At 62.4% G+C, this 23,786-nt stretch carries 15 protein-coding genes; 7 read left to right on the forward strand and 8 right to left on the reverse strand.

What is annotated here, in order from left to right; translation table 11 throughout:
* Positions 1 to 4 precede the first annotated feature (4 nt).
* The 3 genes from AC1DON_RS02690 to AC1DON_RS02700 are packed head-to-tail and all read left to right on the forward strand — an operon-like array spanning position 5 to position 3,098.
* Entirely contained in the window at positions 5 to 853 is an 849-nt protein-coding gene (locus AC1DON_RS02690; protein WP_476933181.1) for a CheR family methyltransferase, read from the forward strand.
* The gene (locus AC1DON_RS02695; RefSeq protein WP_476933182.1) at positions 850 to 1,470 is read left to right on the forward strand and encodes a chemotaxis protein CheB; all 621 of its coding nucleotides are present in this window, start codon (positions 850 to 852) and stop codon (positions 1,468 to 1,470) included. The genes AC1DON_RS02690 and AC1DON_RS02695 overlap by 4 nt, the downstream gene beginning before the upstream one ends.
* A complete protein-coding gene (locus AC1DON_RS02700) occupies positions 1,467 to 3,098 on the forward strand; it encodes a response regulator (protein ID WP_476933183.1) in 1,632 nt (543 codons plus the stop codon). Before AC1DON_RS02695 ends, AC1DON_RS02700 begins: the two co-directional genes overlap by 4 nt.
* A 205-nt stretch (positions 3,099 to 3,303) precedes the next feature.
* Here the strand turns inward: AC1DON_RS02700 and AC1DON_RS02705 are convergent, their stop codons facing one another.
* The 6 genes from AC1DON_RS02705 to AC1DON_RS02730 all read right to left on the reverse strand — a co-directional run bounded on the left by AC1DON_RS02705 (position 3,304) and on the right by AC1DON_RS02730 (position 11,027).
* Positions 3,304 to 4,095 (reverse strand): DUF72 domain-containing protein, encoded by a 792-nt coding sequence (locus tag AC1DON_RS02705; protein WP_476933184.1) that lies wholly within the window; start codon positions 4,093 to 4,095, stop codon positions 3,304 to 3,306.
* A 53-nt stretch (positions 4,096 to 4,148) separates the two neighbouring features.
* Positions 4,149 to 5,819: a thiamine pyrophosphate-binding protein gene (locus AC1DON_RS02710; RefSeq protein ID WP_476933185.1), complete on the reverse strand. Its 1,671-nt coding sequence runs from the start codon at positions 5,817 to 5,819 to the stop codon at positions 4,149 to 4,151.
* Positions 5,801 to 6,955: a CaiB/BaiF CoA transferase family protein gene (locus AC1DON_RS02715; RefSeq protein WP_476933186.1), complete on the reverse strand. Its 1,155-nt coding sequence runs from the start codon at positions 6,953 to 6,955 to the stop codon at positions 5,801 to 5,803. The genes AC1DON_RS02710 and AC1DON_RS02715 overlap by 19 nt, the downstream gene beginning before the upstream one ends.
* A gap of 115 nt (positions 6,956 to 7,070) precedes the next feature.
* Positions 7,071 to 8,240 (reverse strand): acyl-CoA dehydrogenase, encoded by a 1,170-nt coding sequence (locus tag AC1DON_RS02720; protein ID WP_476933187.1) that lies wholly within the window; start codon positions 8,238 to 8,240, stop codon positions 7,071 to 7,073.
* Complete coding sequence (gene amaB, locus AC1DON_RS02725; RefSeq protein ID WP_476933188.1) at positions 8,233 to 9,768, reverse strand: L-piperidine-6-carboxylate dehydrogenase; 1,536 nt, start codon at positions 9,766 to 9,768, stop codon at positions 8,233 to 8,235. Before amaB ends, AC1DON_RS02720 begins: the two co-directional genes overlap by 8 nt.
* Positions 9,769 to 9,779: 11 nt before the next feature.
* Positions 9,780 to 11,027, reverse strand: a complete 1,248-nt coding sequence (locus AC1DON_RS02730; RefSeq protein ID WP_476933189.1) for an NAD(P)/FAD-dependent oxidoreductase — start codon at positions 11,025 to 11,027, stop codon at positions 9,780 to 9,782.
* A gap of 128 nt (positions 11,028 to 11,155) precedes the next feature.
* Between AC1DON_RS02730 and AC1DON_RS02735 the strand changes: the two genes are divergently transcribed.
* The 4 genes from AC1DON_RS02735 (at position 11,156) to AC1DON_RS02750 (ending at position 17,002) form a co-directional block, all read left to right on the forward strand.
* Positions 11,156 to 12,055: a LysR family transcriptional regulator gene (locus tag AC1DON_RS02735; RefSeq protein ID WP_476933190.1), complete on the forward strand. Its 900-nt coding sequence runs from the start codon at positions 11,156 to 11,158 to the stop codon at positions 12,053 to 12,055.
* A gap of 17 nt (positions 12,056 to 12,072) precedes the next feature.
* Entirely contained in the window at positions 12,073 to 12,981 is a 909-nt protein-coding gene (gene lhpI / locus AC1DON_RS02740) for a bifunctional Delta(1)-pyrroline-2-carboxylate/Delta(1)-piperideine-2-carboxylate reductase (protein ID WP_476933191.1), read from the forward strand.
* Between the two features lie 400 nt (positions 12,982 to 13,381).
* Positions 13,382 to 15,517: an exonuclease domain-containing protein gene (locus AC1DON_RS02745; protein WP_476933192.1), complete on the forward strand. Its 2,136-nt coding sequence runs from the start codon at positions 13,382 to 13,384 to the stop codon at positions 15,515 to 15,517.
* A 324-nt stretch (positions 15,518 to 15,841) separates the two neighbouring features.
* Positions 15,842 to 17,002: a thiolase domain-containing protein gene (locus AC1DON_RS02750; protein ID WP_476933193.1), complete on the forward strand. Its 1,161-nt coding sequence runs from the start codon at positions 15,842 to 15,844 to the stop codon at positions 17,000 to 17,002.
* A gap of 49 nt (positions 17,003 to 17,051) precedes the next feature.
* Here the strand turns inward: AC1DON_RS02750 and AC1DON_RS02755 are convergent, their stop codons facing one another.
* Complete coding sequence (locus AC1DON_RS02755; protein ID WP_476933194.1) at positions 17,052 to 21,329, reverse strand: translocation/assembly module TamB domain-containing protein; 4,278 nt, start codon at positions 21,327 to 21,329, stop codon at positions 17,052 to 17,054.
* Complete coding sequence (locus AC1DON_RS02760; RefSeq protein ID WP_476933195.1) at positions 21,329 to 23,527, reverse strand: autotransporter assembly complex protein TamA; 2,199 nt, start codon at positions 23,525 to 23,527, stop codon at positions 21,329 to 21,331. The genes AC1DON_RS02755 and AC1DON_RS02760 overlap by 1 nt, the downstream gene beginning before the upstream one ends.
* Positions 23,528 to 23,786 lie beyond the last annotated feature (259 nt).

The following is a 23,786-nucleotide window of genomic DNA, read 5'->3' on the forward strand; positions in this document are numbered from 1 at the left end:
TGCGATGAACGCACCCGCGCACCTATCTGCCGCCAAGACAGAGGACATCGAAATCCGTCTTCTGCTCGAGGCCATCTTCCAGAAGTATCATTACGACTTCCGGGGATACGCCATGGCGTCGGTCAAGCGCCGCCTCTTCCAAGCACGCGAGCATTTCAACTGCCGGTCCTTTTCGGTGCTGCAGGATCAGGTGCTGCACGATGCTTCGCTGTTGCCGGCGCTGCTGGGCTACCTGACGGTGCAGGTGTCGGAGATGTTTCGTGATCCCCTGTATTTCCGGGCGATACGTGAAAAGGTCATACCGCACCTCAGGACCTACCCGTCGCTGAAGGTTTGGATCGCTGGCTGTTCGACGGGTGAGGAGCTTTATTCCTTCGCCATCCTGTTCCGCGAGGAAGGCCTGCTGGAACGGACCATGTTCTATGCGACCGACATCAATCCCGACGCGCTCAAGAAGGCAGAAATGGGTGTCTATGATCTCGACCGCATCAAGCTGTTTACCGAGAACCATCGGCTGTCTGGCGGCAAGTCGTCGCTGTCGGACTACTATACCGCAGCCTATGGCGCGGCGTCGTTCGACAAGTCCTTGCGCAAGAATGCCGTCTTTTCCGATCACAGCCTGGCGACCGACGCGGTCTTCGCCGAAACCCAGCTGGTGTCATGCCGCAACGTGTTGATCTATTTCAACAAGGATCTGCAGGACCGCGCGATTGGCCTGTTTTCGCAATCGTTGGCACGAAAAGGGTTCCTGGGGCTGGGCGCCAAGGAAACGCTGCGTTTTTCAGCCCACGCCGACGGATTTACCGAATTCGCGCGTGATGAACGCATCTATCAGAAACGGGACCGGTCATGAAGACGTCCGCCCCGAAAGCCGTTGCGCTACCTGTTACGCCCGTCGAAGCCATCGTCATCGGCGTATCGGCCGGCGGCCTGAAAGCTTTGTCGGCCATCCTGCCGGGCCTGCCAGGTGACTATCCACTGCCGATCATGATCTGCATCCATTTGCCGCCCGGAAAGAAAAGCATTGTTGCCGAACTGTTCGATGACAAATGCGCGCTCAGCGTCCGCGAGGCGGAGGACAAGGAGCCGATTCAGTCCGGCACTGTCTATTTCGCGCCGCCCGATTATCATCTCATGGTCGAACCGGACCGCCGCCTGTCGCTATCGAGTGAGGAGCCTGTCCTGTTTTCACGCCCGAGTATCAATGTTCTTTTCGAAACCGCGGCTGACGCCTATGGCGCGGGTTTGCTGGGTATCGTCCTGACCGGCGCCAATAACGATGGCGCGCAGGGGCTCAGCGCCATCATGCTGGCTGGTGGCGCAGCGGTTATCGAAGACCCGGCCGACGCCTACCAGGCCGCCATGCCGCAGGCTGCGATCGAGGCCTGCCCGGGGGCGCTGGTCTTAAGTCTGAGCGACATGGCGGCCTATCTTCTGCGGCTGGGACAGACCATGAGGGGCAGCGCATGACGGCTCCCGACACGGTTAAATTCCTGTTAGTCGACGACAAGTCCGAAAACCTTCTGTCGCTGGAAGCCGTCCTGCGCCGCGAAGGCCTGGAGATGATCAAGGCGCAGTCCGGTGTCGAGGCGCTGGAAATGCTGCTTAAGCACGACGTCGCGTTGGCCCTGCTCGACGTCATGATGCCCGAAATGGACGGCTTCGAACTGGCCGAAACCATGCGCGGCAATGAGCGTACGCGCCGCATCCCGATTATCTTCCTGACGGCCGGGTCGGCCGATCGTAGCCGCCGCTTCCGCGGTTATGAGGCGGGTGCTGTCGACTATCTTGAAAAGCCGCTGGAGCCCGATATCCTGCGCTCCAAATGCGACGTCTTTTTCGAACTGTACCGCCAGCGCCAGCAGATCTCGCGCCAGCGCGACAATCTGGCGGCGTCGGCCGAAGAGAACCGCAGGCTGCTGAAGGAAAGCCAGCAATATGCCCGCGCCTTGCAGGACGCCGATCAGCGCAAGGACGAGTTCCTGGCGACGCTGGCGCACGAACTGCGCAACCCGCTGGCGCCGATCAGCAACTCGGTGACCATCCTGGCTTCGGACCGCTCGCCCAAGCACGTCCGCGAACAGGCGTTGGGGATGATGGAACGCCAGGTCAAGCAGATGGTCCGTCTGGTTGACGACCTGATGGACGTGGCGCGCATCACGCGTGGCAAGATCGTGCTCAAGCCCGAGCGGCTGGACGTGCGCGATATCCTCAATGCGGCGGCAGAGATATCGCAGCCACTGGTCGATCAGTTCGATCACACCCTGATCACCGAGATGCCGAAGTCACCGGTCTGGCTGGAGGCCGACTTGACGCGCCTGGCGCAGGTCTTTTCCAACCTGCTCAACAATGCCGCCAAGTACAGCGAGCCCGGCCGCGAAATCCGCTTGAGTGCCGAGGCGGACAGTGATTTCGTCACGGTGCGCATCAAGGATCAGGGGCTCGGCATGACGCCTGAGACGATCGCACGCATTTTCGACATGTTTGCCCAGGCCGACGGCTCGCTGGAACGCGCGCATGGTGGGCTTGGTGTCGGCCTGACCCTGGTCAAGGCCCTGGTCGAGATGCATGGCGGCACCATATCGGCATCGAGCGCTGGCCTGAATGCCGGCAGCGAGTTCGCCGTCCGCCTGCCGTTGGCCGAAGGGAATGACGCCGTGTCTACCGATGAAGTGGCTGTACAGGCCGCCGAAGCGCCGCCGGGGGGTGGCTTGCGCATTCTGATCGTTGAGGACAATGAGGCCCTTGCGCAAACCACCGGCTGGATGATCGAGATGATCGGCCACGACTACAAGCTGGCCCACAACGGTCCGGACGCAATCGACCTGTCAAAGACCTATCGCCCCCACGTGGTCATGATGGATATCGGCCTGCCCGGAATGAATGGCTACGACCTGTGCGCCTTGATGAAAAAGGAGCCGGATTTGAAAGGCACGGTCTTCATCGCCCAGACGGGCTGGGGCCAGGACGAACACCGCCAGCGCGCCAAGGATGCTGGCTTCGATCATCATCTGGTCAAGCCGGTCTATCTGGAACTGCTGCGCGAGACGCTTGGTAAGATCGAAAAGGACCTCGAAGCTTTGAAGGTGAAGGCCTAGGGGCCCAGATTCCGGTGTGTGGCAGGGCCTAACTTTAGTCTCCTCTCCCCATGCAAAGGGGAGAGGAAAGGCGCGTAGCGCCAAGGTGAGGGGTAAACTTTCCAGCAGATACGCGCGCTGAAAGGACAGTAACCCCTCATCCGGTCGAGCAAGCTCGACCACCTTCTCCCCTCAGGTGGGGAGAAGGGAAGTGATGGGCTGTTCCTTACTTTAAGCGCTCGATCAACGCCATCGCAGCCGCTGGGTTCTTCACCTTGTCGCCGCTGATCACATAGACATAAACGTCCTTCGGTCCCGCCTTGTGGCCGCCGCGAGTGACGGCCGCCATGTCTTCGGGGACGTGTCCGGCCGCCAGCTTCTTGATCCGCGCCGTCCAATCATCCAGCGCTTTTTCCGAATAGCCTAGCTCATGCGCTTCGCTCGAACCCTGCAGGCGCAGATAGGCGAAGTCGGATGTGATGTCGGCGATCTGCGGGAACTCACAATCGGCAGCCGTGATCTGGCCGACATTATAACGACGGCACAGGTCGATGAAGGCCGGATCGCGGAAGCTGTCGTGACGGACCTCGACGGCGTGTTTCAACGCCACGCCATCGGCCTCGGCCGGCAGCAGCTTCAGGAAGTTTTCAAAGTCCTCGGCGTCGAACTTCTTGGTCGCCATAAATTGCCAGTTGATGGGGCCCAGCTTCGACTTCAGCTCTGAAATGCCGCTGGCGCAGAAGCGCTCGACCGAGTCTTTCGACTGCGACAGGTCCTTGCGGTTCGTCGCGTAGCGCGTGCCCTTGAGCGTGAAGACAAAGCCATCGGGCGTTTCATCGTGCCACTTGCGGAAGGACTCAGGCTTCTGCGCACCGTAATAGGTGCCGTTGACCTCGATCGAGGTCACCTTGGACGAGGCGTATTCCAGTTCCTTCTTCTGCGACAGCTTGTCGGGATAGAAGGGACCGCGCCAGGGCTCATAGGTCCAGCCGCCGATACCCACATAGATCTTGCTCATGTCGCGTCTCCGTTTGATCCGTTTTATCGGCGTGATCCTGACGCGGCAAGGTGTCAGTTTCCGGCAGCGACCTGAGCGAGCGTCTTGGCAGGGGTGATGGCCTGCGGGTCGAGGAAGCAGTGCAGGATGGCGGGCTTGCCGGACGCACGGGCGCGTTCAAACGCCGGCATGAATTCCGCCGTCGTACGCACGGTTTCGCCGTGTCCGCCGAAGGCTTCGGCATAGGCCTTGAAGTCGGGGTTCTTCAGATCTGTGCCGACGGCGCGGTGGGGATAGTCGCGTTCCTGGTGCATGCGGATCGTGCCGTACATGCCGTTATCGATGACGAGGACGATGACCGAAATGTCGTACTGGGCGGCCGTGGCGAACTCATTGCCGTGCATCAGGAAGCAGCCGTCGCCGGCAAAGACGATGACCGTCTGATCCGGTCGGGCGCGCTTGGCCATGATGCCGGCGGGCAGGCTGTAGCCAACGCTGCCGCAGGTCGGCGCCAGTTGCGTGCGCGGCTTTGAGTGGCGCCAGTGGCGGTGCAGCCAGATCGCGTAGTTGCCGGCGCCATTACAGACGATGGTGTCATCGGGCAGGGCGGCGTGCAGCGCCTTGACGGCTTCGCCATATTGGAAGTCACCGGGAATACGTGCCGGTTGCCCCGTCCAGGTCAGGTAGTCCATGTGGGCGTTTTCAGTCTCGGTTGCCCAAGGCAGGTCGAGTGGTGCCTTGAGATAGGACAGCGACTTGGCGAATTCATCGGGCGCGCAGACGATGCCAAGCGCCGGCTGGTAGACCTTGCCGATCTCGCCGGCGTCCGGGAAGATGTGAATGAGGGGCTGCTTAGGCTGCGGGATATCGATCAGCGTGTAGGAGGCGGACGGCACTTCGGCCATGCGCGCGCCAAGCAGGATGAGCAGGTCAGCATCCTTGACGCGCTGCGACAGCTTCGGGTTCTGGCCGAAACCTAGATCACCGGCGTAAGAGGCATGCAGCGCCGGGAAGAGAGCGGTCCGGCGGAATTCTGTGGCGACTGGAACTCTAAATCGGGCCGTAAAGTCGGCGATCGCTGCGCAACCTTCGTCGCTCCAGCACGATCCGCCGAGAATCACCAGCGGGCGTTTGGCTTTTTGTAGATACGCCTCGAATTGCTCGAGCTGGGTGATCGACAGCTCTGGTTTTACGGGTGTGATAACGGCGCTATCGGTGACTTCGGCGATGTCAGTCAACACGTCTTCGGGCAGTGAGATCACGACCGGGCCAGGGCGGCCTTGCGTGGCGACCGCGAAGGCGCGGGCCAGAACCTCGGGGATGCGGCGGACGTCATTGATCTCGACGACCCATTTCGCGGTGCTGCCGAAAACGGCTTCGTAGTCCATTTCCTGGAAGGCGCCGCGGCCGCGCATGGCGCGCTCGACCTGGCCGATGAACAGGATCATCGGTGTCGAATCGTGCTGGGCGATGTGGACGCCATGGGCTGCATTCATAGCGCCGGGGCCGCGCGTGACGAAACAGATGCCCGGTTTTCCGGTCAGCTTGCCGTAGGATTCGGCCATGATGGCCGCGCCGCCTTCGTGACGGCAGATCAGGACGTCGATATCGGCATCGTGCATCGCATCGAGCGCCGCCAGATAGCTTTCGCCGGGGACGCAAGTGACGCGATCGACGCCTTGAATCAACAGTTGATCTACGAGAATTTTGCCGCCGTTTCGCGCCGTCATAAGGTCGATTTCCATGCAGATGACCCCGAACCGAGGTGGGGGGAGGGGGAATCCGCAGCCATGCGGACGCCATTGATAACGACGGGCGAGGCGATGCCCGATACAGGCGAACCATCGGCCGCCTTTAGGTCCAGCCGCATGCCGCGATGGACGATCTGCGGATCGTTGAAGACGTCCTCGATGCGATTGATCGGTCCGGCAGGGACGCCGGCAGTCTCAAGCGTGGCCAGGAGTTGCGCCCGGCTGAAGGTTTTCAGCGCTGGTTGAAGTTCTGCCTGAAGTGTCTCGCGATTGGCAACGCGGCTCTTGTTGGATTGGTAGAGGTCATCGCCCAAAAGCTGATTCGCACCAATGGCTTCGCACAGTTTTCTGAACTGGCCATCATTGCCCACAGCGATGATGACATGGCCGTCCGCCAACTCGAACACTTGGTAGGGCGCGATATTGGGATGGGCGTTGCCAAGGCGTGTGGGCGATACACCGGACGCCAGATAGTTCATGCCCTGGTTGGCCAGAATAGCGGTGGCTGAATCGAGCAGCGACATGTCGATGCAGCTGCCTTCGCCGGTCAGGTCTCGGCCTCGTACGGCCGCCAGAATGGCCGTGGCGGTATACAGGCCGGTGAAAATGTCGACGACGGCGACGCCAACCTTCTGCGGTTCGGCCTTTGGATCGCCCGTAATGTCCATCAAACCGCTCATGCCCTGGATGATGTAGTCGTATCCGGCGCGCGCGGCGTAGGGACCGTCCTGGCCGAAGCCCGTAATGGACGCGTATATCAATCGTTGATTTATTCGCTTGAGCGACGAATAATCGAGGCCATATTTCGCCAGACCGCCGACTTTGAAGTTCTCGATGACGACATCGGCCTCGGTGGCGAGGGCATGAATCGCCGCTTGGCCGTCTTCGGACTCAAGGTCGATGGCGACCGACGACTTGCCGCGGTTGCAGCTATGGAAGTAGGCAGCGCCCCACGCATTTCCGTCGGCGTCTGTGATGAAGGGCGGGCCCCATTGGCGGGTGTCGTCGCCGACGCCGGGGCGCTCAACCTTGATGACTTCGGCGCCGAGGTCGGCCAGTAGCTGGCCGCACCATGGACCGGCCAGGATGCGCGCGAGTTCGAGGACCTTGAGACCGGCGAGGGGCTTCATAACGGCGACTCCGGGAAGAAAGGAAGAGCCCCCACCACCACGCGCATGAATGCGCGCGGTCCCCCTCCCCAGCAAGCTGGGGAGGTATAGAAAGTGTCGCCGGGCCCATCAAACATCAGTAAAACGCCTGAAGGCCGGTTTGGGCGCGTCCCAAGATCAGGGCGTGGACGTCGTGCGTACCTTCGTAGGTATTCACGGTCTCGAGATTCTGGGCGTGGCGCATGACGTGGAACTCTTCATGGATGCCGTTGCCGCCGTGCATGTCGCGGGCGTGGCGGGCGATGTCGAGCGCCTTGCCACAGTTGTTGCGCTTGATCAGGCTGATCATCTCAGGCTGCATCTGACCGGCGTCGAAGAGTTGCCCGACGCGCAAAGCCGCCTGGAGACCGAGGGTGATTTCGGTCTGCATATCGGCCAGCTTCTTCTGGAAGAGCTGGGTCTGGGCCAGCGGCCGGCCGAACTGCTGACGGTCGAGGCCATATTGCCGGGCGCGGTGCCAGCAGTCTTCGGCAGCACCCATCGCGCCCCAGGCAATGCCATAGCGCGCGCGATTGAGGCAACCAAACGGCCCCTTAAGGCCAGATACTTCCGGCAGCAATGCGTCTTCGCCGACCTCGACACCGTCCATAACGATCTCACCGGTGATCGAGGCGCGCAAGGACAGCTTGCCGTGGATCTTCGGCGCCGACAGGCCCTTTGCGCCCTTATCGAGCACAAAGCCGCGAATGACGTCGTCGAGCTTGGCCCAGACAACAAAGACGTCGGCGATGGGGGAGTTGGATATCCACATCTTGGTGCCGGTCAGGCGGTAACCGCCATCAATCTTTTCGGCTTTCGAACGCATCGCGCCGGGATCGGAGCCGGCATCCGGCTCGGTCAGGCCGAAACAACCAACCCATTCCCCGCTGGCGAGCTTCGGCAGGTATTTCTGCTTCTGTGCCTCGGTGCCGTAGGCGTAGATCGGGTACATGACCAGCGAGGATTGCACGCTCATCATCGAGCGATAGCCGGAATCGACGCGCTCGACTTCGCGCGCCACCAGGCCGTAGGCGACATAGGACGCGCCGGCGCCGCCATATTGCTCCGGCAAGGTCGCGCCCAACAGGCCAATCGCTCCCATCTCATTGAAGATGGCGCGGTCGGTATATTCGTCCGAATAGGCCTTGAGCACGCGCGGCATCAGATCGCTTTGGGCGTAGTCGCGCGCGGCGTCGCGGATGGCGCGTTCGTCTTCGCTCAGTTGTTCATCGAGCAGAAACGGGTCGTCCCATTGAAACTTAGACATCGAACTTCACGCCCTGGGCCAGCGGCAGGGTGCTGCCGTAATTGATGGTGTTGGTGGCGCGGCGCATATAGGCGCGCCAGCTGTCCGAGCCCGATTCGCGGCCGCCGCCGGTTTCCTTTTCGCCGCCGAAGGCGCCGCCGATTTCTGCGCCCGAGGTGCCGATATTGACGTTGGCGATGCCGCAGTCGGAGCCCGCCGCGGACATAAACAGTTCGGCTTCGCGGATGTCGTTGGTGAAGATCGACGACGACAGACCGGCGCCGACATCGTTCTGCCAGGCGATGGCCTGATCAAGCGTGCTGTAACGCATGACATAGAGGATAGGCGCGAAGGTTTCACGCAGCATTGGACCCGCGTGCTCGCTCATTTCGACGATCGCCGGGCGGACATAATAGCTGCTGTCGCCGGCCACCGTGACGCGCTCACCGCCGGTGACCTTTCCGCCGGCCGCCTTGGCTTCAGCGAGGGCCTTTTCGAAACCGTCAAAAGCGGCCTTGTCGATCAGCGGGCCGACCAGGGTGCCGTCTTCCATCGGGTTGCCGATCTTGACCGAGCCGTAGGCCGATTTCAGGCGGGCCAGGAAGGCGTCGTAAATGCTGTCGTGCAGGAACAGGCGGCGCAGCGTCGTGCAGCGCTGACCGGCGGTACCCATGGCGGCAAAGGCGACGCCGCGCAGCGTCAGGTCGAGATCGGCCGTCGGGCCGACGATGGCAGCGTTGTTGCCGCCCAGTTCCAGGATTGAGCGGGCAAAGCGTGCGGCCAGCTTGGGGCCGACAGCGCGGCCCATGGCGGTCGAGCCGGTGGCGGAAATGAGCGCGACCTTATGGTGATCGACCAAGGCTTCGCCGATATCGCGGCCGCCGATGATCAGGGCGGACAGGCCGTCCGGCGCGTCGTAGCCTTCATTGACGTAGCGCTTCAGCGCACGCTCAAAAATGGCATGGGTGGCGATGCCGGTCAGCGGCGACTTTTCCGACGGCTTCCAGACGATGGCATTGCCGCAGACCAGCGCCAGGGCAGCATTCCACGCCCAGACCGCGACGGGGAAGTTGAAGGCCGAGATGATGCCGCAGACGCCCAGCGGATGCCAGGTTTCCATCATGCGGTGCTGGCTGCGTTCGGTGGCGATGGTCAGGCCGTAGATCTGACGGCTCAAACCTACGGCGAAATCGCAGATGTCGATCATTTCCTGGACTTCGCCCAGACCTTCGGACGTCACCTTGCCGACTTCCAGCGAGACCAGCTTGCCGAGATCGGCCTTGTGGGCGCGCAGCTCTTCACCGAACAGGCGGACCAGTTCGCCGCGCTTCGGAGCTGGAATGGTGCGCCAGGCGAGAAACGCTTCGTGAGCCTTTTCGATGGCGGCGCGTGCGTCGGCAGCGGAGGTTTCCGGCGTCGCGGCAATCTGATCGCCATTGATCGGCGAATGGACGCTCAGCGTGCCGCCGGTATAGGCGGAGGTCTCGACGCCCAGCGACTTCAGCAGTTGCGCGACCTGTTCGGCGGTCTTGGTGGTTTCGGTGATCATGTGCTTTGTCCTCAGAAACGTGAATCGGTCAAGTGCACGGCCTGTGCGCCAACCTCGTAGAAAACTTCTTTCAGCGCCCGCATTTTCGCTTCATGGGGCGTGGTGACGGGCAGGGGCAGGCTGTCCTCGCCCTTTTCGCCGGCGATCAGCTCGGCCAGTGTGCGGCCCATGACCGTGCCCGGTGCGATGCCGCGGCCATTATAACCGCTGATGCCGATGACCTTGTCGGCGAACTTGTGGAAACGCGGCAGATTGTCATCGGTCATGCCGATCTGGCCGTACCATTCGGCCTCAAACTTCACCTTGCCGAGTTGCGGGAAGAGGCGGTGCAAGGCGCGCAAGGCCCAGTCGCGATGGATGCCGTGACCGGCGCCTTTAAGCGCACCGACGCTGCCGAAAACCAGGCGGCCACGCGCGTCCATGCGGAAGGACGAAAGGACTTCTTTCGTGTCCCAGGCACCTTCGCCGCCGGGCAGGATGGTGGCGCGAATGTCGTCAGGCAACGGCTCGGTCGCCAGGTTGAAGTAGGGCAGGTGGACCTGTTCGCGGCGGATGATTTCCCACGGGCCTTGCGTGTAGGCGTCGGTCGCCATGACCACCCAAGGCGCGGTCACCGAACCCCCGTCCGTCACGACGCGCCAGCCAGCCGGCGCAGTTTCGACGCCGAGTACCGGCGATTGCGTGTGGATGACGGTGCCTTCTTTGAGCGCCGCCCCAGCCAGACCGCGAACATAGGCCAAAGGCTGGATGGTGCCGGCGCGCAGGTCGAGCAGGGCCCCGGAATAGGCGTTTGTGCCGACGCGTTGCGCCGTTTCCTGCGCGTCGAGCAGCCGGACCGGCGCGTGACGGGCCTGCCATTGTGCTTCGCGCGCCTTCAGTTCTTCGAGGCCGGCGGTGCCGACCGCACAATGTAAAGTACCTTCGGTGCGCAGTTCGCACGTGATGTTGTAGGCTTTGACGATATTAAAGACGGCCGCGGGCGCATCGCCCAACAGCTTGAGCAGGCGGTCGCCATGGACAGCGCCCAGAACGTTCGGCAATTCGTCGGGCATGACCCACATGCCCGCATTGACCAGGCCGACATTGCGTCCGGCACCGCCAAAGCCGACCGGGCCGGCTTCGAGCACAACGGCCTTTATGCCGCGCTTGGCCAGATGCAGGGCGGTCGACAGGCCGGTATAGCCGCCACCTACAATGGCGACATCGGCGCGCACATCACCGCTCAAAGGCGCCGTGGCGGGCGCCTCAGGCGCGGTCATGGCCCATAGTCCGTGTGTGGTGGCAGGCGTCGGCATTTATTCCAAATCGGTATGTTCAAACGCATAATACGCGCTATATTGGCCACTTCCAGCGCTGTTTGCGCATCATGTCATTCCGAAATGGAATAATGTTAGGTCCGCGCCGTTTCCTGCCCAGCCTGTCGCACCTGCAAGCCTTCGAGGCTGCGGCGCGCACCGGCTCGGTCACGATGGCGGCGCGCGAACTGAACCTGACCCAGAGCGCCGTCAGCCGCCAGATCAAGGCCCTGGAGGAGCAGCTGGAGGTCGAGCTGTTCCATCGCGAGCGCCAGACCATCCGGTTGACACCCGGCGGAGAGACCTATGCCCGCGAGGTCCGCGATGCGCTGCGCAAAATCGGCACGGCGTCGATGAACCTGCGCGCTAATCCGCACGGCGGGACGCTGAACCTGGCTATCCTGCCGACTTTTGGCACGCGCTGGCTGGCGCCGCGCCTGCCGGACTTCCTGTCTAAAAATCCTGGCATCACGCTCAATCTGACGACACGCCTGACCGTGTTCGACTTCGCGCTGGAACCGATGGATGCGGCCATCCATATCGGCTCAGGCCAATGGCGCGGGGCCGAAACGGCCTTGCTGCGCCATGAGATTGTCGTGCCAGCTTGCAGTCCGGAACTGGCGGCACAGTATGATTTCAACGAGGCCGCCGACCTGCGCCGCGCGCCGCTGCTGCACATCACCACCCGGCCGGACGCGTGGGAGCGCTGGCTGCGCCAACACAATGTGCCGGATGAGCACGTTCATGGCATGCTGTTCGATCAGTTCGCGACCCTGGCCCAAGTGGCGCGGTCTGGCCTGGGCGTAGCGCTCTTGCCAGTATTTCTGATCGAAGACGAACTGCACACCGGGCAGTTGGTGCGCGCGCTTCCCGACGGCGAAATGCAGAGCGCCGAGTCCTACTATCTCGCCTGGCCGCATGAACGCGCTGCCCACCCGCCGCTTGTGGCGTTTCGCGACTGGCTGCTGGCGCAAACCGCCGCGGACAGATGAAATTCTAAGGAGAAAATATGCGCGTCTATTCATCGGTCGATGTCATCGAAGCCCTGCCATACAGCCGTCTGGTCGAGGACCTGCCGCGCCTGCTGACACGCGCGGTTGAAGCGCCGCAGCGTCATGTCCATACCATGCAGCAGGCGGGTGAGCCTGATGCATCGCTGCTATTGATGCCCGCCTGGAACGCCAGCCTCGGCGGCATCAAGCTGGTCAATGTCACGCCCGGCAATGCGGCGCGGTCGCTGCCGGCGGTGACGGCTAGCTATCTGGTTTTCGACGCTGTGACGGGTGAGCACAATGCGCTGCTCGACGGCGGCGAACTGACAGCGCGGCGCACGGCGGCGGTCGCAGCTCTGGCCGCCGATCGTTTGGCGATAAAGTCTGCGCATAGGTTGCTGCTGATCGGCTCGGGGCGGATCGCGACGGAACTGGCCTTTGCCTATCGCGCCGTTCGCGATATCCGCCATGTTGAGGTTTACAGCCCCACGCGCGGCAATGCTGAACGCTTAGTGCATCACCTGCGCGCCCATGGTTTCGACGCCGAGATCTGCGGCGATCTCGAAGCGGGCGTAAGGGCGGCGGACATCATCGCCTGTGCGACGCTGAGCACTGAACCGCTCGTGCTTGGAGACTGGCTGAAGGCGGGGCAGCATGTGGCCTTGATCGGTGGCTACACGCCGGCCATGCGCGAAGCCGATGACACTTGCATGAAAAACGCCGTCTGGATCGATGGGCCGGGCGCTTTAAATGAAGCGGGCGACCTGATCGGCCCGGGCCTAACGCTCAAGGCGGTGCGAGGGACCTTGCGCGACCTGTGCGAAGTCGCCGCAATTACTGACCGGGACGAGATCGTGACCGTGTTCAAAAGCGTCGGCGATGCGTCTCAGGACCTGGCAGCGGCGACCCTGGCACTTGGGATGTGAACCACGGACAGGCACTGAAAGCGCGCCAAGGCGCGCGACACGGAAAAAGGGCACGGAATTCGAGTCTGAACGGCTAAGGCTAGGCATGATGATGCGCCCTCAAGATCGCTCCACAGATTACGCAGATTGGCACAGATTATCCGTGCGAATGGATGGTGCGGTGCACCTTAGCAACGCGAAAACTCGACGCAATGCGTCGTCATTTTCTCGAGGTAACTGCGCACATTAGCCGAATGAACATGAATTCCGTGCCTTTCGTGTTGCCTCGCAAAGCGAGGCTTTCAGTGCCTATCCGTGGTTCCATATCAGCTCACCAACGCGTGACATGGGGGTAAAATCTGCTGTGATCCGACCGCCCGGGATTGCAATCTGAGGCTGGAACGAATATAGAACGAATGGCATGAGCCGTAGTTTTCCCATCCTTCCGCCGACCTATTATCGGGATCATTTCCTTGAAATGACGGGCTTTGTCGCGTCGGTCTATGGCGAGATGCTGGGCGAGGCCGAGCGCGATTTCATAGACGCCTTCATGGCGTTGAGCATCCCGGCGCAGTGCCTCTATATCCGCATGAGCAACCGCAAAAAGGCGGTCTTCAGCCCGCGCGATCTCGACTATAGCGAAATCGACGATGTTGCCGATGGCTTGGCGGAGCTGCTGGAAACCGGCTTTGCCCGCCGGTTGGAAGCGTGCGATTTCCGCGGATGTCTCGATACCTTGGGCAAGGCCGACGTGATCGACATCGGCCGACGGCACGGCCTCAAGATCAAGAGCAACTGGTCGAAACCCGACTTGGTCAAGCACATCTATTCCGAGCTGGGGTTTGACGATTTTGCCGCCGATTATGATGTCTCTGAACGCATGGTGCCAGGGCACAAGGAGACGCTGGGTTTCTTGCTCTATCTCTATTTCGGCAAGCTGAACGACAACCTGCTGAGCTTTACGCTGCGCGATCTCGGCGTAGTGTCGGTCAAGGCGCAAGACAGCTATCAGGCGCGATTCCACAGCCTGGAAGAGGCGCGGGCGGGCTTTGTCTACACGACGGCTTTGCGACGCCTGAAGTCGGGCGATGCCGATCCGCGTCAGGTCGCCGCCCACATCGACAGCTTCCCGCTCGCTGATAACGACTTCGTCCTGCGTCTGCGTGACCAGTTGCTGTTTCAACTGGGTCAGGTGTTTGAGAAGGCGAAGGATATCGATACGGCCGTGGCGCTTTACGAACGCTCGACCCATTTTGACAGCCGCGAGCGGGTTGTGCGGCTGCTCTATGCCGGCGGGCACGCCGAGCGCGTGCGGGCTATGCTGGAGACGATGCTGGCGGCGCCATCGCACGATGAGGAATATATCTTCGCCGATGACTTTTTCCGCCGCAAGTTCGGCCAGTCGCGCACCGGCGTCTTTACCGGACTGCTGCGATCGGCCGAAACCATCGAGGTCGATGAGCTCTATCGCGGCTATGCCGAAGAGGCGGCGATCGGGCATTTTACCGAACAGGGCTGGGCGGCGCATCTCACCGAAAATGGCCTGTGGCCGGCGCTGTTCGGCCTGATCTTCTGGGACGAGCTGTTCGAGGGGCCGGGCGCCTTGTCGAGCGGCTTTGACCTGGTGCCGCAGTCGCTGAAAGACCGCACCTTCCACCACACCCACGCCGACACCATCGCGCTCAAACTGAAGGCGGTCGAGGAAGGGCGGGCACTCGACATCGTGCGCGAAACGACTATGAACCACGCCGGCGACGACAACGGCATCGTCTGGTGGCACGATAGTCTGGGCCTGCTGATGACGCAGTTGCTGATGGCCGCGCCACCGCAGGCCGTGCGCGGCGTGCTGGAGCGTTTGACAAAGGACTTTTACGCCCTGCGCGATGGCTTCCCCGACCTGATGCTGACGCGCGACGGACAGATTCGTTTTATCGAGATCAAGGCCGAGGGCGATCAGGTCCGCCGTAACCAGCTGGCACGGCTGAACCTGTTGAAGTCGCTGGGCTTCGAAGCCGATATTTGCAAAGTCAAATACCGCGTCGATCCGAACCAGACCTACGTCGTAGTCGATGTTGAAACGACCGGTGGTCGCCCACCTAATGACCGTGTCACTGAGGTTGGCGCGGTCAAGATTCGCGGCGGCGAGGTGGTTGGTGAATGGCAGTCGCTCATCAATCCGCAGCGCCACATCCCGTCCTTTATCACCGAATTGACGGGGATTTCGAACAGCATGGTTGCCGATGCGCCGCTGTTTGCTGAAGTCGCCGAAGACTTCGCGGCATTCCTGGATGGCGCCATCTTCGTCGCGCACAATGTCAATTTTGACTACGGCTTTATCAGCAGTGAATTTGCCCGCGCCGGTATCCGTTTCCGATTCCCAAAACTGTGCACTTGCGCCTCGATGCGCAAACACTATCCGGGCCATGAGTCCTACGGACTGGCGAACCTGTGCCGGCAGTACAATATCCGGCTCGACAACCATCACCGCGCCATGGCCGATGCGCGCGCTGCGGCGGACCTGTTGTTGCTGGTCAATGAGAAGCGATTGGCGGCCTAGTCCCAGGGCTTGGTGTTTCGCGGGCACAGAAAAGGCCCCGCCTCGGGGGAAGACGGGGCCCTGTCTGCTAGGAAACAGAAACGCGCACATCCCGCCGGGAATGGGGACTACGCGAAGACTGACGGGCATCCCTGCCGCAGTCACGAATCTTGTAACCGATTACAAAGCAACATTCAAGCAAAATGTCATCGTTGGACAATTTGTCGGATGGCCTGCGGATGACGGTCAATCTTATCAGTGACTTGGCGAAACGGATATTGACGCGGTTTCAATTGATACTAATCTGCCAAAAAATGGGCTAAAATGCCAAACAGGAGGACCGCTATGACATCGGCAATCGTTGGCTGGGGCCACACGCCGTTCGGCAAGCTGGACGGACAGTTGCTCGAAGACCTGATCCAGGCCGCTGCACATGAAGCACTGGCGGATGCCGGTCTGACGGGGGCGGATATCGACGCGGTATGGCTCGGCAACTTCAATGCCGGCATGGTGCCGGACGGGTTCGCATCATCGATGATCCTCGGTGCCGACGAAGGTCTGCGCTGGAAGCCTGCGACGCGTGTCGAAAACGCCTGCGCCTCGGGATCTGCCGCGCTCTACGCCGCCATGGACGCCATTGCTTCCGGGAGGGTGCGGACCGCTTTGGTCGTTGGCGCCGAGAAGATGACGGCCGTCGACGGCGCGGCTGTGACGCGGGCTTTGGGCGCGGCCAGCTATCAGAAAGAAGAGGCGGGATCGTCGTTCCCAATGATCTTCGCCGAGTTCGCCAAGGCCTATGCCGACAAGTGGGGCGATCCGGTCGAGGCCATGGCGCATATCGCCGCCAAGAACCATGCAGCCGCCGTGCACAATCCATTGGCGCAGTTGCGCAAAGCGCTTGAGCTCGACTTTTGCCTGCACGAATCGGACAAGAACCCGATCATCGCAGCACCGCTGAAAAAGACCGACTGTTCACTGGTGTCGGATGGTGCCGCGGCCATCGTGCTGGTGCGCGCCGATATGGCCGGTGATTTCCGTCGTGCCGTCGGCTTCCGCGCCGCGCAGCAGGTTAATGACCTTCTGCCTCTGTCGCAGAAGGATCTGACGGCTTTTGAGGGGCCAAGACGCGCTTTTGAGACGGCCTACCGGCAGGCCGGCGTCGGCGTCGATGATATCTCCTTCGCCGAGGTCCACGACTGCTTCACCATCGCTGAACTGCTGTCGGTCGAAGCCATGGGCCTGGCCACACCAGGTAAGGGCCGCGAACTGGTGATCGATGGTGGCACGGGCCGCAATGGTAAGCTGCCGATCAATATGTCGGGCGGATTGAAGGCCAAGGGCCATCCGGTCGGCGCGACGGGTGTCTCCATGCACGTCATCGCTGCCAGGCAATTGACTGGCGAGGCTGCCGACATGCAACTGTCTGATCCGAACCTCGGCATGGTCTTCAATATGGGCGGTGGCGCGGTCGCGTCCTACGTCTCGATTTTAGAGCGAATTGGTTAGTTTGACGCACTTTTAACCCCAGAACCGCGTCGCACTTTTGGGAAAGCGCTTAATAGTTCTTCGAATACTTCACGCTGACGGCCGTGCCGGTATTGCCGGCCTGCGACAGAATGCTGAGCGCGCGCGTCAGGGCGATTTCGATCTGCGTCGCCGCAAAGCCCTTGGTGTCGGTGACGACCTCGACATAGACGCTGTTGGTCAGGTACTTGCCGGCTGCCAGTGAGGTGCCGCGCCCGGTAGCGGCATCGGCGCCGATAATGCGCAGCCGATCGACACCCGTCGCAGAGCGGATCGCGCCCAGCGGATTGAGACCGTTTCCGCCACCGCGCAGATTGTTGACCGCTGACGCCAGCTGCAGGGCTTCGGTTGCCGAGAGGTCGGTGACGCTTTGGCCGAACAGCAGACGCGACAGGATTTCGTCCTGGGGCAGGGCAGGCGTCGAGCTAAAGGCGACATCGGGCCGCGTCGCGGTACCGGTGACCTTGATGACGCCGGTGACGTCTTCGACCACGGCAGTGGCGGTGAGGTCGATTTCGGGATTGGTCAATGCACCGCCGTCGAACCGGATCGTTCCGTTGCCGATATTAAAATCGCGGCCGCCAAAGGAATAGATGCCGCGGACATTGTTGACCTCGCCTTCGACACGCGGATCGCGGGTGGTGCCGACGACGTGCAGGTTCATGCGCCATTCCGACTCAAGGCCCATGCCCGAAATGAAGACCTGGTTGTCGGCCCGGACGCGGACGTCGAGCTTCCAGCGCGACAACTGGTCGAAGTTCGACGGCGGCGCGGCAGGCGCGGGACGATAGCCTTTGCGGCGAACGCCCGACAGCTCGTTGATCTCGGCGGCGCCTTGGGGGATGAAGACGTAGCGGACTTCCGGCAGGCGCAGGTCGCCCTTGATGAGCGGCCCATCTGTTGCATTATTCGTGAAGTCGAGCGTGCCCGACACGGTCGAATCGACATTGTCCGAACGCGCCAGCCGGGCATTCCTCAGCTCGACATGAACCTGGAGCGGGAATTTATCGTTGGCGGCCAGCGATACCCAGCCATTGCCTGACACCGTACCATTGCCGGCACGGCCGCTGAAGGTCGTCAGCTCCAGCTTGTCGTTGCTGAAGCGGCCATCGAGCGCCATGGCGGTGATACGCGTGCCGAAGGTCTCATTATCGTAGGTCAGGCTGTTGGCCTTGATGACGCCGTTGAGGCGTGGATCGTTGAGCCGGCCGGAGAAGTCCGCGGCGACGGCGACCGGGCCGCTCAACTGCTGACGCGCCTGGCCGGTCAGGGAGAAGAGAACCTCGGCCGGGCCATTATAGCGGATGCCGCCGGAAATACCGGCTGTCGTGATCTGGCGCATCCACCCTTCACCGGAAGCGGAGGGGGACAGGTTCATCTGGATGCGGCCGACGACCGCGCCGCCGCGCCGGACCAGAGCGCGCAGGAAATTGTCCGCTGGCGCAAGGCTTGGGTTGAGGCTGGCATCGACCACGAGATCGACGGGCGTCGAGACCGTATAGACGCTGGCGCGAGAGAAGTTGTTGATCTTGAGATTGGCGCGTGCCGTCGGGTAGGCATTGCCAGTCTGGACGAAATCGACCGCGCCGGTCGCGGAACCCGTAAGCCCTGCATCCGGCATGAAGGCATTGACGGCCGACAGGTTCAACTGCTTCAACCGCGCCTGCAGGCGATAGCCACCATTGAAATGGCCGGAAATATCCATCCTTCCGTCTTCGGTGACCAGAGTCGTTGGATCGAGGCTCCAGCCGTCGCCATTGCGGCGGATGCGCGCGGGGTTGGCCAGACGGAAGTCGATATTATTGGCCTTGCCCTTGGCAGCGATGGTGTAGAGGTTGGGCCGGATTTCACCATTCAGCGCGATCTCGAATGGCACCTCCTTCTGGCCCTTGGCGACGGCCTGGATCGTGCCGGTCTGGCCGCGCAGGATCACCTTGGCGCGGCCCGTGGACAGTACGGCCGTGCCATAGGTCATCTCGCCGAGCTGGACATCGGCATCGACGGCGATTTCCTTGCGCAATACGGCATTGGCAGTGATGATGGCGCGCCCGACCTGGATGCCGGTCTGGCCCGGCACAACGACATTATTGCCGATGGCCTGGATGGCGGCGCCCTGATCGCCATTGGCGCTGTAAAGCGCGGCGGTGCCATTGAGGCCGGATCCGTTGAGCGCCAGTGTCCCCGTGAATGGCCCGGCCTGACTCTGGACAATACGGCCCTGCATGCTGACGCCGGCAAAGTGGCCGCTGCGGATATCGACCGTCAAAGGGCCGTTTTTCATGATGATCAGCGTATCGGCGTCGAACGGACCATAGGCGCTGTCGCCGTTGGCCTTGACGGCATAGCCCTGCTCGGTGGCGTTAAGCGTAGCAATGACGTTCTGGATCTGCATGCCGAGGCCGGGACTTGCCGCCTTGACCACGGCCTGGGGCGCGTCGATTGTGCCGGTGACCGCCGCTTCCAGCGGACCATACTGTGTCGACTGGGCACGGGCGTTGAACTTCAGCCGGCCGTCGGGTCCAAACGTGCCGCTAAGCGCCAGCAGGCGGAAGGCAGGCGCGTTGCCGGTGACGTTGCGCAGAACGACCTGGCCATTCGGCTGCAAGGCGTAACCGCCGTTCAGGCGCGCATTGCCTCCCAGCGCCTTGGCAATCGAGGTGTTCTCCCACTTGGTCGACTGGCCGGTAAAGGTGCCGGTGACGCTCAGGCCCGCTGCATTGCGGACGATGCGGGCCTGGGTATCGACATTGACGGTGCCGAGGTTTTCGACACGATAGTTCTTGAGGCCCGCCTTCAAATCGCTCTGGAAAGTGCCGGCGGACAGGTCGGCGCGCAGCGATCCGCGGGCCGACAAGCGATCGCTTTTTAGCGCCAGATTGTCGCTGGCTGCCTGGCCATCGACGATATCGACCTCGCCGTCGAGGCGCAGATTGGTCAGCAATGGATCGACCTCGGGGCTGATGCCGCTGAGGCTCGCCAAGCGGACATTGAGCGGGACGGTCACCTTGCCGTGGCGATCGATGCGGCTCTTGCCCTCGGCGTGCAGGTTGGTCAGGTAGATTTTGCCCAAACCAAAGCGGGTGACATCGACATCGTAATCAATACGCGGTGTTCCGAAAGCGCCTTCCAGCGTCAGGTCGGCGCGCAGGTCCTGACCGGTAAAGCTGCGATCTAGCCGTTCGGGCCGAAGCAGGCGGACCTGGACTTCGAGCCGGCCGAAACGGCTGGCTTCGAGATTGAGCAAACCCGCCGCCTTGACGGTCGCGACTTCGGAAGTAAGGGCCAGATCCATGTCCAGATTGCGCTTACGCAGGGTCGAATCGAGATCGACGCGGACATTCGGCTGGAGGATGGCAGCGGATTCCCCGCTGAGGAACAGATCCGGCCGCGTCATGCCTGAGACAGCGAAACGGCCGTTGCGCGCGGTCAGATCGAGATTGGCCAGTGCGGCTTCGCCGTAGCGCGCCAGCAGCTTACCCCGCCAGTCTTTCCACTCGCCCTTGCCGGCGATATTGGCGCGCAGGGGCTGCGTCAGTCCGGCGAGGCTGGCAATGACGCCGTCTTCGGGGGCATTGAGGTGGGCGGTCAGGTCCAGCCGGTTCGCCTTGGGCATCGCGTCGAGGATGACTTCGATGCGGTCGTTGCGGTTGCTTTGCCCAGTGGCCGTCATCTGGGCGCGGCCGTCGTTCAGGTGCGCTGCGCCGGACAGCGAGGCGACGCGCGCAGCAGTCCCCGCGACGCCGGGATAGAGCATGATCCGGTCGACCTTAAGGCTGTCGATATCGATGTCGAGATCAGGCAGCAAAGGTTCATTGGGCTTGGGCGGTGTCGTCGACGGGCGCAGTTCCGGACGGCGCAGGACTTCGACCAGTGGGCTCGACACGTCGTCGATATCGACGTGGCGGTTGAGATAGGCCAGCGGGTGCCAGTCAATGGCGATGCGCGGCGATCGGGCGAACGTGCCGCGGCCATCGCGCAATTCGACATCGCGCAGGGTCATGTCACCGTAGAGCGAACCGTCTATGGCGCCGATGCGCACGCCCAGTCCGCTCTCAAGCGTAAATTTATTGACGAAACCGAGCAGCAGGCGCTTGCCGGCGCCGGTATTGACGCTGAGACCCAGCGCGATGACCAGCAGCAGGGCGCCGGCGACGATCGACACGCAGTAGAGGCCGACGCGCGCCCAGCGCAGATCGTGCCAGCGCATGCGGTGATTGATCTCTGTCCACCAGCCGCGCAGGCGCGCGACCATACGGCCAGGCAGGCCAGGCTTGGCAGGCGTTTCAGGCGGCTTTGGATCCGTATCCATCAGAAGGCCTGGCCGATGCCGACATAAAGGGCAAACTGCGGCTCGTCGCTGCGGCGGTCGATTGGCGTGGCGACGTCGATGCGGATCGGGCCGAAGTTGGAATAGAGGCGGGCGCCGACGCCAACGCCAACGCGCATGTCGGAGAAGTCCGGGAATTGCGCATCATAGACCTGGCCAACATCGACAAAGGGTACGACGCCCCAGTCGCCCCAGCGGTAGCGGACCTCGGCCGAGGCTTCGAACAGGCTGCGGCCGCCGGTCGGATCACCTGTGGCATCCAGCGGCCCCAGGCCCTGGTAGGCGAAACCGCGCACCGAACCGCCGCCGCCGGCGTAGAGCCTGCGTGACGGGGCGATGTTCGCGGTGGTGCCGCCAGTCAGGGCGCCGACCCGTGCCCGGGTGGCCAACACGAACCTGGCGCCGAACGCCTTGTAATAGCTGGCGTCGAGGACGGTGCGGAAGGTCGAGGATGCCGTGCCCGACAATGAGAATTGTGGTCCACCCTGGATGGCCAACCGGTAACCCTTGGTCGGGTTGAGCAGATCGTCGCTCTGGTCGAAACCGAGTCGCGCCGGAATGTTGGCCAGGTAATAGGTCTCGAAAGCCGACAGGGTCGTATTGGCGATGGTCGCCTTTTCGCGTGAGGCCAGCAACTCAGCGCCGATCGACCAGGTCCATTCCTTTTGCCAGATCGGAGTCGAGACGCGCGCCAATGAGCCGGTGAACCCGGTCGTATAGGCCTGGTAGGCATCGTATATCTGGTGGCCGGCGCTGACCGCCAGCGCCAGGGTCAGGTCGCGCCGCTTGAAGTTGGAGCGGCGATAGGTCAGATCCAGGCCCTGTTCCTGAGTGCCGAGGACACCATGGGCGATCAGGGCGCCTTCGGGTGGGAAGAAGTTACGGTGCGTCCAGGTGCCTTCGGCGGTTGCGCCCTGGCCGGTGGCGAAACCGATCTCGGCCGACAGGGTGCGTGGCGGGCCGGCATTCTGGTGGACGACGAGATCGACCGTCTCGACGCCTTCGCCGTCGACCACGCCGGTTGGCGTGCTCTCGACCGAGACGGTGCGGAACAGGCTGGTCGAGACCAGGGCTTGGCGCAGGTCGTCGACCATGCGGCTGTCGTAGAGTTCGCCCTGATCGAAGCGCGTCAGCACGGCGATGTGCCTGGCGTCGAAAGCCAGATCGCCGTCGGTCGTCACCTTGCCGAAGCGCGAGCGGTTACCCGTATCGACTTTCAATGTGTAGTCGCCGACATGGGTTTGCGGATCGAGCACGATGTCGCGCGCGCCAACCTTGGCGAAGGGATAACTGTTGCGCGGCAGGACGACACCCACATTGGCCTCGGCTGCCAGCACGGAATTGGCCGAGATGACGTCGCCGCTTTGCAACGGCAGGGCGTCGCGGATGAGCGTTTCCGGTACGGTCGGTTGCGCATCGATCGCGATGTTGCCGAGCTTGTACGGCGTGCCGGGCAGGGCGGTCAGGGTGGCGACCACGGGCTGGCCATCGGTGGCCGGCGCGGTGATGGTCGTGGTGACCTTGCCGTCATAATAGCCGGCTGATTTCATCAGCCGGACAGCCAGGGCCTGATCCTCATTGGCGCGGGCGCGAACCATGGCGGCATTGGCCGCCTTGCCCTTGCCGTTTTCGAGCGCGCTCAGGTCCTTGAAGCGGTCCTTCTCACCGATCGCCTTCAAGCCGCTGACCTGGGTGGAGTAGGTGATGCTGGGCGGGGTCTCGGGGGCTTCGGCGATCTTAACCGGCTGGACATCGTAGCCGTCGAGCGGCGCCAGGCCTTCAGCCAGCTCGGTGTCTTCCGGCGTGTCAACGGGCGTCAGTTGCTGCCCTGAATCGGCCTGGATCGTCCCTTCCGGCGGCGCTTCGCCGGCATCGAGCGCGGGAAGGGCAGCGTCGAAGTCGGCGTCGCTGACTATGGGCGTATCCAGTGCAGCCGGTGGCGGAATCGGCTGCTCGGTTTCGGGCGGAGACGGCAGGGTCACGGTCGCCACGCCCGGAGGCGGTGGCGTTACCGGTGCTTCCGGCTCAGACGGCTTATCGTCCGTCTTTTTATCGTCCTTGTCCTTTGTCAGGGCGGGCGGCAAGGGCAGGGGCACCGTCACGGCCGGCGGCTGGGCAGGTGGTGTAGTAACACCCGGCGCCGGTTGCGTGCTCTGCGGTACGTCCTGGGCTACGGCCATGCCCGACAAGGCAATGGGCGCGATCAGCCAGCAGGTCAGTATCCCGGACCCGGCAGACAGGCGCGATCTGACCCTTGGCTTAGAAATGTGTATCGCCCTCTCACTGGCGTTCGCATGAACGCATAGACTTAAGGAGGTTAAGAGACTGCAAAAAATCCATATGAATCGGCGGTTTGCCGTGCGGCAATATTCCGAATTCGACCGCAAGGAGCGGAGCGCAAGCACGTCGCGCCAAGCGTAGATTGTGATCACTAAGGGA

This window comes from Asticcacaulis sp. P4_H10 (assembly GCF_056400965.1).

What these genes read in the sequence shown, in the direction of transcription:
- AC1DON_RS02690 (WP_476933181.1), top strand. Translation starts at nt 5, where the DNA reads ATGAACGCACCCGCGCACCTATCTGCCGCCAAGACAGAGGACATCGAA.
- AC1DON_RS02695 (WP_476933182.1), top strand. Translation starts at nt 850, where the DNA reads ATGAAGACGTCCGCCCCGAAAGCCGTTGCGCTACCTGTTACGCCCGTC.
- AC1DON_RS02700 (WP_476933183.1), top strand. Translation starts at nt 1,467, where the DNA reads ATGACGGCTCCCGACACGGTTAAATTCCTGTTAGTCGACGACAAGTCC.
- AC1DON_RS02705 (WP_476933184.1), bottom strand. Translation starts at nt 4,095, where the DNA reads ATGAGCAAGATCTATGTGGGTATCGGCGGCTGGACCTATGAGCCCTGG.
- AC1DON_RS02710 (WP_476933185.1), bottom strand. Translation starts at nt 5,819, where the DNA reads ATGGAAATCGACCTTATGACGGCGCGAAACGGCGGCAAAATTCTCGTA.
- AC1DON_RS02715 (WP_476933186.1), bottom strand. Translation starts at nt 6,955, where the DNA reads ATGAAGCCCCTCGCCGGTCTCAAGGTCCTCGAACTCGCGCGCATCCTG.
- AC1DON_RS02720 (WP_476933187.1), bottom strand. Translation starts at nt 8,240, where the DNA reads ATGTCTAAGTTTCAATGGGACGACCCGTTTCTGCTCGATGAACAACTG.
- amaB (WP_476933188.1), bottom strand. Translation starts at nt 9,768, where the DNA reads ATGATCACCGAAACCACCAAGACCGCCGAACAGGTCGCGCAACTGCTG.
- AC1DON_RS02730 (WP_476933189.1), bottom strand. Translation starts at nt 11,027, where the DNA reads ATGACCGCGCCTGAGGCGCCCGCCACGGCGCCTTTGAGCGGTGATGTG.
- AC1DON_RS02735 (WP_476933190.1), top strand. Translation starts at nt 11,156, where the DNA reads ATGTTAGGTCCGCGCCGTTTCCTGCCCAGCCTGTCGCACCTGCAAGCC.
- lhpI (WP_476933191.1), top strand. Translation starts at nt 12,073, where the DNA reads ATGCGCGTCTATTCATCGGTCGATGTCATCGAAGCCCTGCCATACAGC.
- AC1DON_RS02745 (WP_476933192.1), top strand. Translation starts at nt 13,382, where the DNA reads ATGAGCCGTAGTTTTCCCATCCTTCCGCCGACCTATTATCGGGATCAT.
- AC1DON_RS02750 (WP_476933193.1), top strand. Translation starts at nt 15,842, where the DNA reads ATGACATCGGCAATCGTTGGCTGGGGCCACACGCCGTTCGGCAAGCTG.
- AC1DON_RS02755 (WP_476933194.1), bottom strand. Translation starts at nt 21,329, where the DNA reads ATGGATACGGATCCAAAGCCGCCTGAAACGCCTGCCAAGCCTGGCCTG.
- AC1DON_RS02760 (WP_476933195.1), bottom strand. Translation starts at nt 23,527, where the DNA reads ATGGCCGTAGCCCAGGACGTACCGCAGAGCACGCAACCGGCGCCGGGT.